Annotated in this window: 16 protein-coding genes; 2 read left to right on the top strand and 14 right to left on the bottom strand. The window is 73.0% G+C overall.

Annotated features, from left to right (window positions below):
- Window positions 1-110: 110 nt before the first annotated feature.
- On the top strand, window positions 111-1,793 hold the full coding sequence (locus A6A08_RS18745; protein ID WP_073703905.1) for a bis-aminopropyl spermidine synthase family protein: 1,683 nt from the start codon (window positions 111-113) through the stop codon (window positions 1,791-1,793).
- An 87-nt stretch (window positions 1,794-1,880) separates the two neighbouring features.
- On the opposite strand, the gene A6A08_RS18740 is transcribed toward A6A08_RS18745, so the two are convergent.
- From A6A08_RS18740 to hisI, 14 genes are all read right to left on the bottom strand, one after another.
- Entirely contained in the window at window positions 1,881-2,903 is a 1,023-nt protein-coding gene (locus A6A08_RS18740) for a hypothetical protein (RefSeq protein ID WP_242422715.1), read from the bottom strand.
- Between the two features lie 153 nt (window positions 2,904-3,056).
- On the bottom strand, window positions 3,057-4,235 hold the full coding sequence (locus A6A08_RS18735; RefSeq protein ID WP_073703904.1) for a hypothetical protein: 1,179 nt from the start codon (window positions 4,233-4,235) through the stop codon (window positions 3,057-3,059).
- Between the two features lie 97 nt (window positions 4,236-4,332).
- Window positions 4,333-5,442 carry a prolipoprotein diacylglyceryl transferase gene (lgt, locus tag A6A08_RS18730; protein ID WP_073703903.1) on the bottom strand — a complete coding sequence of 370 codons (1,110 nt, stop codon included), beginning with the start codon at window positions 5,440-5,442 and terminating at the stop codon, window positions 4,333-4,335.
- Window positions 5,443-5,497: 55 nt separating this feature from the next.
- Complete coding sequence (locus A6A08_RS18725) at window positions 5,498-6,478, bottom strand: DsbA family protein (RefSeq protein WP_073703902.1); 981 nt, start codon at window positions 6,476-6,478, stop codon at window positions 5,498-5,500.
- 53 nt (window positions 6,479-6,531) lie between these two features.
- Window positions 6,532-7,044 carry a MauE/DoxX family redox-associated membrane protein gene (locus A6A08_RS18720; protein ID WP_073703901.1) on the bottom strand — a complete coding sequence of 171 codons (513 nt, stop codon included), beginning with the start codon at window positions 7,042-7,044 and terminating at the stop codon, window positions 6,532-6,534.
- A 368-nt stretch (window positions 7,045-7,412) separates the two neighbouring features.
- On the bottom strand, window positions 7,413-8,231 hold the full coding sequence (gene trpA, locus A6A08_RS18715) for a tryptophan synthase subunit alpha (RefSeq protein WP_073703900.1): 819 nt from the start codon (window positions 8,229-8,231) through the stop codon (window positions 7,413-7,415).
- On the bottom strand, window positions 8,231-9,448 hold the full coding sequence (gene trpB, locus A6A08_RS18710) for a tryptophan synthase subunit beta (protein ID WP_073703899.1): 1,218 nt from the start codon (window positions 9,446-9,448) through the stop codon (window positions 8,231-8,233). Before trpB ends, trpA begins: the two co-directional genes overlap by 1 nt.
- Before the next feature lie 241 nt (window positions 9,449-9,689).
- Window positions 9,690-10,496 (bottom strand): indole-3-glycerol phosphate synthase TrpC, encoded by an 807-nt coding sequence (trpC, locus tag A6A08_RS18705; RefSeq protein ID WP_073703898.1) that lies wholly within the window; start codon window positions 10,494-10,496, stop codon window positions 9,690-9,692.
- Between the two features lie 222 nt (window positions 10,497-10,718).
- Window positions 10,719-11,084 carry a CD225/dispanin family protein gene (locus A6A08_RS18700; protein ID WP_073703897.1) on the bottom strand — a complete coding sequence of 122 codons (366 nt, stop codon included), beginning with the start codon at window positions 11,082-11,084 and terminating at the stop codon, window positions 10,719-10,721.
- A 97-nt stretch (window positions 11,085-11,181) separates the two neighbouring features.
- A complete protein-coding gene (locus A6A08_RS18695) occupies window positions 11,182-11,694 on the bottom strand; it encodes a DUF2752 domain-containing protein (RefSeq protein ID WP_083609180.1) in 513 nt (170 codons plus the stop codon).
- A gap of 94 nt (window positions 11,695-11,788) precedes the next feature.
- Window positions 11,789-12,163, bottom strand: coding sequence for a CD225/dispanin family protein (locus A6A08_RS18690; RefSeq protein ID WP_073703896.1), 375 nt, complete (start codon window positions 12,161-12,163; stop codon window positions 11,789-11,791).
- 266 nt (window positions 12,164-12,429) lie between these two features.
- Complete coding sequence (locus A6A08_RS18685; RefSeq protein ID WP_073703895.1) at window positions 12,430-12,768, bottom strand: HGxxPAAW family protein; 339 nt, start codon at window positions 12,766-12,768, stop codon at window positions 12,430-12,432.
- The gene (locus tag A6A08_RS18680) at window positions 12,768-13,475 is read right to left on the bottom strand and encodes a Trp biosynthesis-associated membrane protein (protein ID WP_073703894.1); all 708 of its coding nucleotides are present in this window, start codon (window positions 13,473-13,475) and stop codon (window positions 12,768-12,770) included. Before A6A08_RS18680 ends, A6A08_RS18685 begins: the two co-directional genes overlap by 1 nt.
- Entirely contained in the window at window positions 13,472-13,816 is a 345-nt protein-coding gene (hisI, locus tag A6A08_RS18675) for a phosphoribosyl-AMP cyclohydrolase (protein ID WP_073703893.1), read from the bottom strand. The genes A6A08_RS18680 and hisI overlap by 4 nt, the downstream gene beginning before the upstream one ends.
- 160 nt (window positions 13,817-13,976) lie before the next feature.
- Here hisI and A6A08_RS18670 point away from each other — a divergent pair, with 160 nt between their 5' ends.
- Complete coding sequence (locus A6A08_RS18670; protein WP_073703892.1) at window positions 13,977-14,972, top strand: sugar isomerase; 996 nt, start codon at window positions 13,977-13,979, stop codon at window positions 14,970-14,972.
- Window positions 14,973-15,149 lie beyond the last annotated feature (177 nt).

Here is a 15,149-nt window from a genome sequence, read left to right as displayed (position 1 = left end):
CGCCGCGTGATCTGCCCCTCACCCGTGATCTGCGCCTCACCGCACGCGGGCCCCGCGACCCGCGTGCCGTCCGTCCGCGGGTACCCCGCCGTGCGTGGGACGATCGACGTATGCATCCGACCATCCCGGGCGAGAGCGCCCCGCCCCTTCCCGAGCCCGCGTTCAGGCTGCTGCGCGACCATGGCGTGGACGCGCCCCGGCTGCGCCGTGTGCTGGCCCTGCTCTCGGACGGCCGCTGGTGGGGCGCGAACGACCTGGTGCGGGAGAGCGGTGTGGCGTACGCGCTCGTGTCCGCGCTGGTGGAGGCCCTGGTGGAGGCCGGCGAGCTGACCGCCGAGGCCGGGGGCGGGCGGGGCCGGGTGCGCCTGGTCCGCTCCGAGGACTACGTCGGCGCGGCCGCCGAGGAGCCGGCCGATCCGGTGGCGCACCTGGTCCCCCGGTACAGCCGGGCCCTGGCCGAGCTGGTGCGCGCCACGGACGTGGGCCCCGCCTCCGACCTGGACCTGGACCACGTGTCCGCGACCGCCGAGACGGCGCTGCGCCGCGCGCTGCTGCTGTCCACCCGTTTCGACCTGCACGACCGCACCCTGCTGTGCGTGGGCGACCACGACCTGACCTCGGTCGCGCTGGCCCTGGTCCTGCCGGGGGCCCGGGCGGAGGTGGTGGACCTCGACGAGCGCGTGCTGGCCCACATCGACGCCCTGAGCGCCTCCCTGGGGCTGCCGGTGCGCACCCACCACGCGGACCTGCGCCTGGGCCTGCCGCCCACCCTGCGCGGCTGCGCGGACGTGGTGTTCACCGATCCGCCCTACACCCCCGACGGGGTGGAGCTGTTCGTGCGGCGCGGTGTGGAGGGGATGGCCGACCCGCGCCGGGGGCGGGTGCTGGTGGCCTACGGCGCCAGTGAGACCACCCCGAGGCTGGCCGCGGCCACCCAGGCCCGACTGGTGCGGATGGACCTGCTGGTGGAGGCGGTGTGGCCGGACTTCAACCGCTACCACGGGGCCGAGTCCATCGGCGCCGCCTCGGATCTGTACGTGCTGCGGCCCCTGTCGCGTGCCCTGCCCGGGTCCTCGGGGGAGAACGCGCGCGTGTACAGCCAGGGGGCCAACGCCAAGGAGGCCCGGGGCGGTCTGGACGCGGACCGGGCCCGTGCCGTGCTCGACCGGGTGGCCGAGGAGGTCGGCGGGTCCGGTGAGGACCGGGAGCCGACTCTGGTGGGCGAGTGGCCGCGGCGGGTGGCGGAGTCGGGGCGGGTGCGCCTGTCCACGTGGATGGAGGCGCCCACCGGCGGCGACGGGTGCTCGGTGGTCAATCTCACCGGCGGGTGGGAGCGGCTGGCGGCGCGTGCCGCCCTGGCGGCCGCCGGGGGCACGGTGTACGCGCTGGTGCCCTCGTCGGCGGAGTGCGTGCGCGACGAGGCGGGCCAGCGGAGGCTGCGCGCCCTGGTGGAGCCGCGTTTCCGTGTGCGGTTCCTGCGCGGGTTCGGCGCGAACGACCTGACCGCGGTGCGGCTGACCCGGCGTCCGGAGTCGGACTCGGCGGTGGACCGGCTGCTGGTCCACGTGCAGGAGCGGGCGCACGGCAGGCTCACGACGACCCTGCGGACCGGGCTGGTGGAGGTCACGGCGTGGCGGGAGAACCCCGTCAACAAGCGCACCGCCCGCCACGCGGTGTCCGCGGCCCCGCACTGGGTGTGCGGGCACACCCTGCTGGACTTGCCCGAGCACCGTTTCGGTGAGCTGCGGGAGGTGGCCGCCGACCTCCTCGCGCGGGCGCAGGCCCCGGTGTAGGACGGCGGCGGGTACCGGTGACGGCGCGGAGGTGACACGGCGGGGCCCCGGGGAGCACTCCCCCGGGCCCCGCTGGAGGAGCGCGGGTCAGCCGGTGCCCGTGGTACCGGTCCCGCCGGTGCCCGTTCCGGTGCCCTCCGTGCCGGTGGTGCCCGTTCCGTCGGTGCCGCCTCCCTGGAGGCCCTCCCCCGTGGTGCCTCCGGTGGTGCCCTCGGTCTCCTGCTCGGACCCGGTGCCGGAGTCCTCCAGCTGCACCATCCGCCGGTAGAGCGGGTCGCGGAAGTTCGCCAGCGCCACGAGCGGGCCGGAGAGGCTGACCCGCTCGTCCACCGACTCCGAGTCGGTGGGCTGGACCCACACCAGGACCAGGTAGTGGCCGCTGACGATGGCGTCGCTGGCGCTGTAGCCCTGGCCCAGGCGGCCGAAGGGGTCCTCGCCCGAGGGGGCGAGCACGAAGCCGGGGTCGGGACCGCCCGCCTGGGCCTGCCCGCCCTCCTGCGTCTCGGGCTCGGCCATGGCCGCGGCGACGGCGCGGCTGCCCTCGACGTCGGCCAGGTTGAACACGGCCGTGACGCCGAAGTAGGCGTCGGAGACGTAGGTGGCGCGCCCGGCCTGGGTGCAGTCGGCCTCGGCCAGCGCGGACCGGACCGGCTCACCCCACACGGCGGCGGCGCAGTCCTCGGACAGGTCCGAGTCGCGCAGCGCGAACTCGATGCTCTGGCTGGAGATCTCGGCGTTGTTGTTCTCGAACAGCTCGCCCTCGTTGAGGGGCCGGCTGTCTTTTTCGCGGGTGGCCAGGACCTCGTTCATACCGCCGCTGTCGATCACCCGGTACATGACCGGGCGGGTCTGCGGGGCGGCCTGTCCGGTGCCCTCGTCACCGCCGAGCTGTACGTACAGCACCACGCCGAGGGCGACCAGAGCCACGACGAGCGCCCCGGCCAGGATCCCGATCAGGGGGCCGAAGCGCTTGGACTCCTTCTTCCTGCGGCCGCCCGACCGGCGGCGCCCGCCCGCGCGGGAGGACCGCTCCGCGGGCACGTCGTCGGACTCACTGCTCTTCCTCCGACGCCCCGCGGGTCCGGACGCCGACGGTTCAGAAGGGGACACCCAGTGGACCTTTCCTAGGATGCGGTCCGGCCCACGCGCGTGGGCCGGACCGGTCGAGTTCGGCAGGACGGCCTCTCGCCGTGCCTGGTGCGGCCCTGCGGGCGGGCCGATCTGTCCGAGATCCTATCGGGGTGTCCGACAGCGCGGGACAGGCTACTCCGCGGCCTGGTTCACCGCGACGACCTCCTCGTAGACGTGGCGCGCCGCGTTCATGGAGGCCACGCTCAGGGTCGCCATGTCGGTGTCGTCCCCGGGCTTGGACCCGTCGGTCTCGGCCACCCAGAACACGGCCAGGTAGTGGCCCATGACCTGGGAGTTGGCCTGACTGTAGCCGTCCTGCAGACCGGGGATCTCGTCGTTGGTCTGGGTCAGCAGGAACCCGGCCCCGCTCTCGGGGTTGGTCGGGTCCAGCTGGCTCTCGACCTCGGCGGCCTCCTCGGCGCTGGCCAGGTCGAACAGGGTGAACTGCGCGACGTACTTCTCGTCGGCGTCGGTGTACACGCCCGAGGCCGCCCGGATGCAGTTGCCGTCGACGAGGCTCTGGCCCAGCTCCTCGCCCCACACCAGGGAGGTGCAGGAGTCGGTGACCGAGCCCTCGCGCAGATCCAGCTTCATGTCGTCGAGCCCGATCTCCTCGACCCCGCCGAAGACGGTGTCCTCGGTCATCGGCTCGACGCCCTCGGGACGCTCGTTGATGGGGCCGAACACGTCCTCGCGGTTGGGCTCGGACAGGTACATCTCCGGAGTCAGGGTGCTGTGCCCCTCCGGCGGTGCCACGACCGACTCGTCACCGCCCGCGGTGGTGCCGCCGGGCGCGAGGAAGAGCTGGTAGGACAGCAGGCCCAGCAGGGTCACCAGGGCGAGGCTGAACGCTCCGAGCAGCACGCCCAGCACGGCGGTGCCGCGCTTGCGCCTGCTCTGCTCGGCGAGGGTGTACACGATCTGGTTGGGCCGGTCGCCCAGGACCGACACCTTCTTGATGGCGGAGGCGGAGAAGGCCGAGACCTTGTCCACCCCGGCGCGCCTGACGCCCGAGGCCCTGCGGCGGGAGGCGCCGGAGCCGCGGTTGCCGCGGCCGCCGCGGCGCGGGGAGCGGCCGGAGCCCTCGGCCTCCTGCTCCGCGTCGGAGGCGTCGTCGGCGCCGCCCGGGTCGCCGGTGCCGACGGGGCGGGTGTGGCCGTACTCCGCGGAGAAGTCCTCCTCGGGGTCGTACCCGTCCTGGTGGTCGTCCTGGCCGTAGTCGTCGGCGTGGTCCTCGGTGTAGGCGCGCTCGGCGCGGCGGGTACCGCCACGGCGGCCCATGCGGCCGTACCCGGACTCAGCTCTGGTCACGGTTCTTCTCAATCGTCAACCCGTGGTCTGCTCGAAAGGTACAGGAGGCGCCCAGATCCGTGCCCGGACATGGCCGGTCCACGTGGCTTTCCTGCGTCTACTCGGGCTTCGCCCCGGGATCGGTTCCCTCTTCGGTGCCCCGCTCGGTCGAGCCCTCGGTACTAGATCGCTCAGGACTCGGATGGTATTCCGTCCCCGCCTCCTCCGAGCTGCCGTTCTTCACTTTGACCTGTGCCTCGTCCTCGTCCAGCGCGCTGTAAACGGTGCTGTCGTCGGCGGTCTCGCCGTCGGATGTGGGACCGAACACCTGGGTTCCGGCGTCGTGTCCGTGGGGGACGACGGCGCTGGAGAAGGAGTCCAGGCGGCGGCCCGCCCACACGAAGTAGGCCAGGGCGGCGAGGAGGACCAGGATGGAGGTCCAGTTGTTCAGGCGCATGCCCAGGAAGTCGTTGGCCGGGTCCACGCGCAGGTACTCGATCCAGAACCGGCCGATGCAGTAGCCCATGACGTAGAGGGCGAACAGGCGGCCGCCCTGGAGGGAGTGCTCGTAGCGGCGGCCGGCCCAGGCCAGCAGCACCGCCAGGAGCAGGCACCACAGGGACTCGTAGAGGAAGGTGGGGTGGTAGGTGCCGACACCGAGTTCCATACCGGGGCGCAGGTGGCCCTCGGGGTAGGGGGAGATCTCCACGGCCCAGGGCAGGTCGGTGGGCCGGCCGAACAGTTCCTGGTTGAAGTAGTTGCCCCAGCGGCCGATGGCCTGGGCCAGGGGGAGGGTGGGGGCGATGGCGAAGGAGAGCTTGGACATGGACAGGCCGCGCTTGCGCGCCACCAGCCACACGCCCAGGGCGCCCATGGGGACGGCGCCCCAGATGCCGAGGCCGCCCTCCCACACGTACAGGGCGCGGATGGGTTCGCGCCCCTCGGCGAAGTACAGCTGCGCGTCGCTGATGACGTGGTAGAGACGGCCGCCGACCAGGCCCAGGATCACGGCCCACACGGCCATGTCCATGATGGTGCCCTTCTCACCGCCCATGGCGGCCCACCTGCGCTCGCTCCACAGCACGGCGACGATGACGCCGGCGAGGATGCACAGGGCGTAGAAGTGGATCTCCAGCGGTCCGATGGGGATGGAGTTGACCTGCGGGCTGGGGATGGCCGCGAGGGCACGGCCGGACTCGACCGCGCCCTCGGAAGCTGTCGACGACAATGTCACTGGTCTGCTCTCGGATTCGCCCCGCGTGCGGGGGTGTCTTCAGGGGTGGCTACTCCGCGCCACCCCCGTCTCCCATGGGCTGGGTGTCGACCTCGCCGGGACCGGCTGAGTCGATCGCCTCGTCGAGGCCCCGAGCGGTCATGGCGGTGTTGTTGTCGAGCAGCTCACCGTTGACGTAGACGGAGGGGGTTGCGCGGAAGGCGTTGTCTCCGTTGTAGCGAGTGTAGGCGTTCCCTGTGGCCTCGATGATCTGGCCCGTGTACGTCCCGTCCAGGAACGAGGAGTCGTGGCCGTGCCCGTCGCCCCAGGCGAGCAGGTCGGACAGGACCATGGTGCCCAGGGTCTCCTGGCCGATCTGCTCCTGGGCGTCCTGGGTCAGGGCGGGAAGGAACTCCCCGGTGAACCTGGAGACCACGGCGGCCTCCTCCTCCACGCGCTGGTCGAACTGCTCCTGCTGCTGCTCGGTGGGCCCTGTGTCGGCGAACCAGTCCTTGAGCTGGTCGACGGTGAAGCCCTCCTCGCCCTCGGTGGGCTGGTTCTCGAAGAGGGCGTCGTTGTACTGGACGAAGCGGTCGTGGTCGGCGGCGGCGCGGGCGGCGGCCCCGGCGCGCAGCGAGTTGCTGCTGATGGGCTGCGGCCGCTGGGCGAAGATGCTCACCGGCCGGTAGTGGACGATGGCCTGGCCCTCGGCGGCGTTCTCCTTGAGGACGTCGCCGTTGAGCAGCTCGAACTGGCGGCATGCGGGGCACTGGTAGTCGGCGTAGACCTCGACGACGGGGGCCTCGGCCCCCTCCTGGGCCATGACGACGCTGCCGTCCTCCTGCAGGGTCCGGGGCGGCAGGGCGCCCTCGAAACCGGAGCTCCTGCGGTCGGCGTTGAGCACGAGGTAGCCGACGCCGACGATGAGCAGGACCACCACCGCGGCGGCGCCCACGACGAGCAGGGTTCTGTTGCGTTTGGCCGCCCGCTTCTCCTTCTCCCTCTGTTCCCTGATCCTCTCGCGGGAGCGCCTGCGCGCTTCACTCCCCATGCTCTCCTCTGTTTCTGCTGCTGGATACGGTCGGCCGGGCCCGTTCCGGGGGCTCACCGGAACAGGCCGAGGGCGCGGTCGATGGCGAAGGGCGAACGCGGCCAGAGCGCGATGAAGCCGCCCAGGGCCGCGAAGGCGATGTCGCGGGCGATGGAGAGTCCGTACTTGGTCTCCCCCGGTTCGACCTGTCCACCGCCGCCGAAGCAGCCGCAGTCGATGTTCAGGCCCCGTGCCATGGCCGAGACGACCCCGGCGATGAAGACGACCATGAGCAGTGCGCTGACGGCGCCGGCGTAGCGGGTGGCGAGTCCGACCAGGAGCAGGACGGCCAGGGCGATCTCGAACAGGGGGAGGGTGTAGCCGATGAGCCGGGCGACCTCGACGGGGAAGAGGTCGTAGGCCTCCACCGCCTGGACCGACAGGGCCGGGGGGAACTTGGAGACGGCGGCGTAGAACAGGACGGCGGCCAGTCCGAGCCGGCAGGCGAGGGTGAGCCAGGGTTGGACGGCGTCCCAACGCGATCCGCGTGCGGAGCCGGGGTCGGGGGTCTGGTCGGGTGTGTCCATCACTGGGGCCTTCGGGGAGATCGGGGGCGGACTATCGCTCCGGGTGTGCGCCTCATTGCTCTTCGTGTCGCGTCAGATCCTACTGGCTGTGGTGAGTGCGTGACGCTGTGTCCGGAAACTCGGGCGCAGCGGTCACCGCTCTCGGGCGGCGGGCGCCACCGCCGCCTTCATGGATACCTGGCCGCGGGAGTGTTCCGGGGCCTCACGGGCGGGCTCTCACCCGATTCTCACCGCCTTAACCGTTCCCTTGCCCGGCGCGGGGCGGCGGGAGCGGCCCGGGTGGCGGGGCTCACGCGAAAGAGGCGGGAGGCCGCCCCGGTGGGGACGGCCTCCCGCCTGTGTGGGGGGGCGCCGGGGCGCCCCGGTGCTCAGCCGCGGCCCGAGCGCACGCCCGCCGCCAGTTCCTGGGCGAAGGAGCGGACCGCCGTGAGGCCTGTCTCCAGGTCCGGTGCGTCCAGGATCCGCTGGCAGAACCCGGCTCCGACGATCACCCCGTCGGCGTAGGCGGCCACCTCGGCGGCCTGGGCGCCCGTGGAGATGCCCAGCCCCACGCAGACCGGCAGGCCGGAGTCGCGGGTGGCCTCCCGGGTGCGCCGCACCAGCTCGGCGGCGGTGTCGGCGACCTGGGTGCGGGTGCCGGTCACCCCCATCAGCGAGGCCGCGTACACGAAGCCGCTGCAGGCCCGGGTGGTCAGGGCCAGCCGCCGGTCGGTGGAGGAGGGCGCGACCAGGAACACCCGGTCCAGGCCCGAGGCGGTGGAGGCGGCCACCCACTCCTCGGCCTCCTCGGGGATGAGGTCGGGGGTGATCACTCCGGCCCCGCCCGCCTTGGCCAGGGCGGTGGCGAAGCGCTCCACGCCGTAGCGCTCGATCGGGTTCCAGTAGGACATGACCACGGCGGCGGCGCCCGTGGCGGCGGTGGCCTCGACCACGCGGAACACGTCGTCGGTGGTGGTCCCGGACTCCAGGGCCCGGTCCGCCGCGCGCTGGATGGTGGGGCCGTCCATCATGGGGTCGGAGTAGGGGAGGCCGACCTCGACGACGTCGCAGCCCCCCTCCACCATGGCCTCGACGACCCTGATCGAGGAGTCCACGTCGGGAAAGCCGGCGGGCAGGTAGCCGATCAGCGCGGCCCGTCCGGCCTCGCGGGCCTCGGCCAGCCTGTTCTGCAGTGCGGTAGCGGTCATCACGCCTGTCCCTCCGGGTCCACGAGGCCGAAGTAGGCGGCCGCGGTGTCAACGTCCTTGTCGCCGCGCCCGGAGAGGTTCACCAGGATGACGGCGTCCGGGCCGAGGCGCTCGCCGAGCTTGCGGGCGCCGGCCAGGGCGTGCGCGCTCTCGATCGCCGGGATGATGCCCTCGGTGCGGCACAGCAGCCGGAAGGCCTCCATGGCCTCGGCGTCGGTGACCGGCTCGTAGGAGGCGCGGCCGGTGTCGGCGAGGTAGGCGTGCTCGGGCCCCACCGCCGGGTAGTCGAGTCCGGCGGAGATGGAGTGGCTGGGCAGGGTCTGCCCGTACTCGTCCTGGAGCACGAAGGTGCGCGCGCCGTGGAAGACCCCGGGGCTGCCCGCGGTGATGGAGGCGGCGGTGCGGGTGGTCCGCGCGCCCTCTCCCCCGGCCTCGAAGCCGTACAGGGCCACATCCTCGTCGGGGATGAAGGCCGCGAAGACGGCCATGGCGTTGGAGCCGCCGCCCACGCACGCGGCGACCGCGTCGGGGAGCCTGCCGACGCGCTCCAGGACCTGCTCGCGCGCCTCCTGGCCGACGACGAAGTGCAGGTCGCGCACCAGCTTGGGGAAGGGGTGCGGGCCGGCCACGGTGCCGAACAGGTAGTGGGTGTGGTCGACGTTGGCGACCCAGTCGCGGAACGCCTCGTTGATGGCGTCCTTGAGGGTGCGGCTGCCGATGGTGACGGGGACGACCTCGGCGCCGAGCATGCGCATGCGGGCGACGTTGAGCGCCTGGCGCCGGGTGTCCTCCTCGCCCATGTAGATCACGCAGTCCAGGCCGAGCAGGGCGCAGGCGGTGGCGGTGGCCACGCCGTGCTGTCCGGCTCCGGTCTCGGCGATGACGCGGGTCTTGCCCATGCGCCTGGTGAGCAGGGCCTGGCCGAGCACGTTGTTGATCTTGTGCGAGCCGGTGTGGTTGAGGTCCTCGCGCTTGAGCAGGACGCGGGCGCCGCCGCAGTGCTCGGAGAAGGTGCGGGCCTCGCTCAGGGGGCTGGGGCGTCCGGTGTAGTCCTTGAGCAGCGCGGCGAGCTCGGCCTGGTACTCGGGGTCCTGCTTGGCCTTCTCCCACTCGGAGGCGACCTCGTCGAGGGCGGCGATGAGCGCCTCGGGTGCGAAGCGTCCGCCGAAGCGGCCGTAGTGCCCGTGCGGGTCGGGCAGTGGTTGGTCGTGGCTCATGGGAAGTTCTCCTGGGAAGGGCCGACCGCGTGGCTTCCCCGGGCCTCGCGCCGCGGGGTCCGCGCGCCGACCGGTCGTGCGCCGCCCGGCTTCGGCGGCGCGTTCGTACTGTGGGTCAACGCGGCGTCGGGAACCCGCGGCTCACGCCTGCGGGCTCCCTAGAGCCATCGCCGTCGAAGGCCGGGGCGCACCATCGCCGCGGCCCTCGGCGCCCGCGTCGTTCCCGTCACGGTGTGTCTCCCTAGTTGCGGTCGCGCAGGGCGGGGTGGGCCCCGGCGGTCACCAGGTCGGCGACGGCCTCGCGCGGGTTCCTGCCGCGGACGAGGCTCTCACCGACCAGGACGGCGCCGGCACCGGCGCCGGCGTAGGCCAGCAGGTCGTGCGGGCCGCGGACTCCGGACTCGGCGATCTTGACGACGTCGGAGGGGATGAGGGGGGCGAGCCGGGAGAAGGTGTCCCGGTCCACCTCCAGGGTCTTGAGGTTGCGCGCGTTGACGCCGACGACGGTGGCCCCGGCGTCCAGGGCGCGGGAGACCTCCTCCTCGTCGTGGACCTCCACCAGCGGTGTCAGGCCCAGTGAGCGGGCCCGCTCCACCAGGGACACCAGGGCCTCCTGGGGCAGGGCCGCGACGATGAGGAGTACGGCGGAGGCTCCGAAGGCGCGGGCCTCCCACAGCTGGTAGGAGCTGACCACGAAGTCCTTGCGCAGCAGCGGGGTCTCGACCGCCTGGTGGACCGCCTGGAGGTCGGCGAGGCTGCCGTTGAAGCGGCGCTGCTCGGTGAGGACGCTGATCAGGGCGGCGCCGCCGGCCTCGTAGTCGCGGGCCAGGGCCGCCGGGTCGGTGATGGTCGCGAGGGGGCCCTTGGAGGGGCTGGCCCGCTTGACCTCGGCGATGACGTGCACGCCGGGGCGCCGCAGGGCGGCTTCGGCGTCCTGCGGGGTGGGCGTCGCCCCGGCCTGGGCCTTGAGGCGGTCCAGGGGGAGGGCCTCCTGCCGCTGCGCCAGGTCAGCGCGTACTCCGTCGAGGATCTCGTCGAGCACGCTCACCAGTTACTGCTCCCTCGTGAAAGTGGGCCGGTCGCGGCGCCGGTCCGCCCGGGGGCGGGCCGGCGGTCGTGCGGCGGGACCGGACACCGCCGTCGCACCGTGTCGCTGGTCATCGTATCCACCCGCCGGGGCCGCGGGGTCGGCGACCCCGCGTGACACTCCGTGGGAGGCGGGAAGACGCGGGCCCCGGTCCGCGGGGCGGAGCGGGGCCCGGGTCCGCGGTCAGTAGGTGTAGGTGGTGCTGGAGGCCCCGGCGACGATCACCATGACGATGATGAACCCGAAGTAGAGCACGAGGAGGACTATGCCGAGGATGAACAGCACCAGGCCGATCATGCCCATGGTCTTGGCGGTCTTCGCCGCGGACTCGGCGCCCGCGTAGTCCCCCATCTGCCACTTGCTGTTGATCTGGAGGGAGAAGACCAGGCCGATGATGCCGATGACCGGCAGGCAGCTGAGGATGCCGAGGATGTTGTGCACCAGGTAGGTCTTCGGCGGCTCCCCCGGTGGCGGACCACCGTATCCGGGAGGGCCTCCGTAGCCGCCGGGAGGGCCGTAACCGCCGGTGGGCGGGGGTCCGTAGCTCATGTGATCAAACCTTCCCGAACGTGGGTGTCTTCGTAGCGCGCGGAGGGGGCGGCCGCGCTCGTCGGATCAGACTGCGCGAAGTCCGTTCTGGTTCCGGTCACCAGCCCGGGAACAGCGGGGTTCCGGGGGCCAGGAAGGAGAACCAGGGCAGGTTGCGCAGGATCCAGTGCCCGGTGATGACGACCAGGAGGCCCCACAGGAACCAGCCGGGCGTGAGCTTGGGCGGTTTCGTGGGCGGCCGGACCGTTCGGACCAGCCAGAGCCCGTAGGTCCACGCCACGTAGGGGGCCAGCAGCCACAGCAGGGGGTTCATGCTGATGGAGGCGAGGACCTCGCCGTGGGTGAGCAGGGCGACCGCGCGCATGCTGCCGCAGCCGGGGCAGAAGGTGCCGGTGAACAGCAGCCAGGGGCAGGTGGGGTAGTTGCCCGGCTCGTTGGGGTCCACGAGGTGGAGGAGGGCGGCCCCCGTCAGGCCGAGGGCACCCAGGCCCACGGGCCACACGGCCGGGTGGAGCGTCTCGGCCCGGCGCCTGGTCCGCTCGGCCAGGGAGGGTGCCGCGGGGGGCTGGGCCGGGGGGCTCTCCGGCGGCTTTTCGTGGTGTGGGTGCACGCGACCAGCTTAGGGGTTCGGGGGCCGGAGAGGACTCTGCCCCCGAGCGCCGGGGCGCTCGGGGGCAGACGCGGTACCGGAAGGCGGGCGCCTTCTAGTAGTACGTCGGGGTGGTGGAGGCGGCGCCGAGTCCGATGATGATCAGCAGGATGTAGAACCCGATGCTCAGGACGTAGGCGATGCTGCCGAGGATGAAGGCGAGCTTCGTCCACTTCTTGGCCTGGGCCTGGGCCTCCATGGCGCCGGCCTGGTCACCGCGGTTCCACAGGTCGTTGACCTTGGTGGCGTTGATGATGGCCGGGATGGCGAAGGGCCAGCAGCAGAAGATGGCCACGATGGCCCAGGTGAGGCCGTTGTCCGGAGGGGTACCGCCGGGAGCGCCGTAACCGCCGCCGGGGGCGCCGTAGCCGCCGCTGGGGGGACCGTAGCCGCCGCCGGGGTTGCCTGGGGGCGGGGGACCATAACTCATGCTAGGTACAACTTTCCGGAAGAGGACAGGGGTTCTGTGCGGCGCGCCGACGGCACGCCGACCCAACATGGGGCAGGGTTGGATCACCGGAGGCAACGTCGCGGGCGGAAAACGCATGATGCCAGATCAGCGGGACTCCCACCGAACGGGACCAACGCGACAGTCAGGGCCGGTGGAGTGAATCTACCCGTCCCATGCGACCTTCGTCCATTTTCGGTCATTCGCTCACTGTGAGCTGCGGTTCCCCCGGGTTCACCGGGTCCCGGTCAGGCCTTGGCGGACTCGGCGTCGGGGTCGAGGGCGGGTCCGGGCTGGGCCACGGCGGGCTCGGGCTGGGCGGCGGCGGCCTTCCGGCCGGCCTCCCACTCCTCGCGTGTGGGCGGGACGGGACGGGGCTCCTTGCGGCCCAGGCCGGCCTTCTTCATGACGCCGGCGACCGCGGCGAGCACGACGCTGACGCCCAGGGCGATGGCCGTCCACAGCAGCACGCTGCCGCCCATGGCGACGATGGCGAAGGCCGCCGCGCTCCACACCACGATCCAGGAGAGGGTGAGGAACCATGCGGAGACGGTGTTGCCGTGGTCCTCGTGGTGTTCGTCCGCCATCAGGGTTTCTCCTTAGGTTCGGCTGGCCGTGGTGCCAGCGGTGCGTGTTCCGTGTCGCCCCCGGTCGTTTCCGCGACGCCCTCGGACGCGGCGCCTCCGGGGGCGTCGAGTGTGGGGTCCTCACCGGCGTCCAGCGATTTCCACAGGTCGGAGGGTGTCTCTGCCCGGGTCGCGCGCGGTGCGGCGTCCCGATCGTACCGGGTGCCCATACCTGGCCAGACCGGGGCCCTTACCACGGCGAACAGGCCCGCCGCGACGAGCAGCACGGCGCCCGTCACGGCCATGGCGGGGCCGAGGGCGGACAGCTGGGGGGCGGTGGCCGCCTGCGCGCCGCCGGCCGCGTCGGCGGCCTTCTCGGACACGGCGGCCAGGAGGGTGGCGGGGCGGGTGGCGTCCCAGACCGCGCCCAGGGCGGCCGCGCCGCCGAGGGCGACGAGGAGGCCGACCGCCCGGCGGGCCTGGTTCCGGGCGGCGTACAGGCCCGCGATCGCGGCCAGCCCGGCCCAGCCGATGCCGCTCAGGGCGCCGGTGAGGTCGGTGCCGGTGAGTTCGACGGGCGCGGGGGCGACCGGCCCCGGCGCGTCGAGTCGGCCGGTCGCCCAGTGGCGTCCGGCGGCGGCGAGCAGCAGGGCGGCACCGGCGGCCAGGGCGAGCATGGCGAGGCCGTACTCCCGGCCCACGCGCGCCGGAGGCGTGGGAGAGCTCACAGGAGTCTCCCCGCGTCGAAGCACGTACGGTCGCCGGTGTGGCAGGCGGCGCCCCTCTGGTCGACGCGGACCAGCAGGGTGTCCCCGTCGCAGTCGAGTGAGACCGACACCACACGCTGGGTGTTGCCGGAGGTGGCGCCCTTGACCCAGTACTCGCCGCGGCTGCGCGACCAGTAGGTGGCGGCGCCGGTGGTGAGGGTGCGGTGCAGCGCCTCGTCGTCCATCCAGGCGAGCATGAGTACCTCCCCGGTGTCGTGCTGCTGCACGACGGCGGGGACGAGGCCGTCCGGGTTCCGCTTCAGGCGGGCGGCGATGTCCGGGGCGAGGCTGGTGACGCTCATGCGTTCCAGGTTATGGCCGTCCGTGGAGCGTCCCGCACCGGGTGGTGTATGAGGGCCAAGCGCATAAGGCGGGGCCGGTGGGAGGGGAGGAGCGTGGGACAAGCCACTAGAGTTCGTGCGTCCGTACCGTCACCGCCTCTTCCTCTCATCTGGGGGTTCCGTGACCGCCGAGTCCCTGTCCGCCGACCTGGCGGGCAAGCCCGACGCGCTGGCCTCGCTCGCCGACCGCTTCCCGCGCTGGGATCCCTACGCCGCTCTGCCCGCCCTGCTGGACGACGAACCCGCCTCGGTGCGCTTCCTGGGCCTGGGCGCGGCGCGCCACGCCTGCGCGGTGGCGGCGTCGCGCCTGCGCCGGGCCGGGATCGCGGCGACCGCGGACTTCTCCTCCTCGGTGGAGGAGCCTCCCGCGGGCCCGGAGACGCTGGTGGTGGCGGTGAGCCTGGGCGGCGGGCAGCGGGAGCTGTACACGGCCCTGGACCGCTATGTGGCGCGGTCGCCGGTGATCGTGCTGGCTCCGTCCGTCGACGCCGTGGTGGGGCGCCAGGCGGACCTGCTGGTGCCGCTGCACGCGGGCGAGGAGGCGAGCGGCCTGGGGTGTCGCGCCTACCAGCACGCGCTGGCCCTGCTCCTGCTGCTGGGGCACCGCCTGGGCGCGCCGGTGTCGGGAAGCAGCCAGAACTTTCCCGGATTGCTGCGCCGGGCGGCCAACGCGACGGGGTCGCTGCTGCGGAGCGCCCCGGAGTGGGTGCCCGAGGCCGCCCGGGCCCTGGAGTCGCCGCACGGTGTGCACCTGGTGGCCCCGGCCGAGCGGTTGGCGTCGGCGGGGCAGGGGGTGCAGGCGCTGCGCAAGGGGCCGGTGCGGGTGGCGCACGCGTGCGAGACCGGGGAGTGGTCGCACACCGGCCGCTACCTGGCGGCGGTGACGGACTACCGGGCGCTGTTGTTCGCGGGGTCGGCCTACGACGAGCGCTTCGCGGAGCACCTGCGGCACCTGCGGGGCGCGTTCGTGGCGGTGGGCCCCACCCCCGGCCGCGAGCGCGTGCCGGGGGCGGAGCTGACGGTGCGCTATCCGGGCGACTCCGACCCGGACGTGAGCCTGCTGGTGGAGCCGCTGGTGGCGGAGCTGCTGGCGGCGCACTGGTGGCGCGGCCGATGACACTACCCGTCTGATGACTGCCGACCTGCCACCTGGGGGTGTCGTTCGGGCGCCGGCGGGGTTCTGGAGGTGCCGGAGGTGGGTTCGCGAGGAACGAGCCAACCCACCGGAGGCGCCGAAGGTTCCCGCCTTTTGGGCGCCCGAACACGGGGCGAAGCGGAGCGGAGCCCCAGAACA

This window comes from Nocardiopsis sp. TSRI0078, from assembly GCF_001905145.1.
GTDB lineage: Bacteria > Actinomycetota > Actinomycetes > Streptosporangiales > Streptosporangiaceae > Nocardiopsis.
The sequence above is the reverse complement of the archived record's forward strand: the minus strand, read 5'-3'. Positions and strand labels throughout refer to the sequence as shown.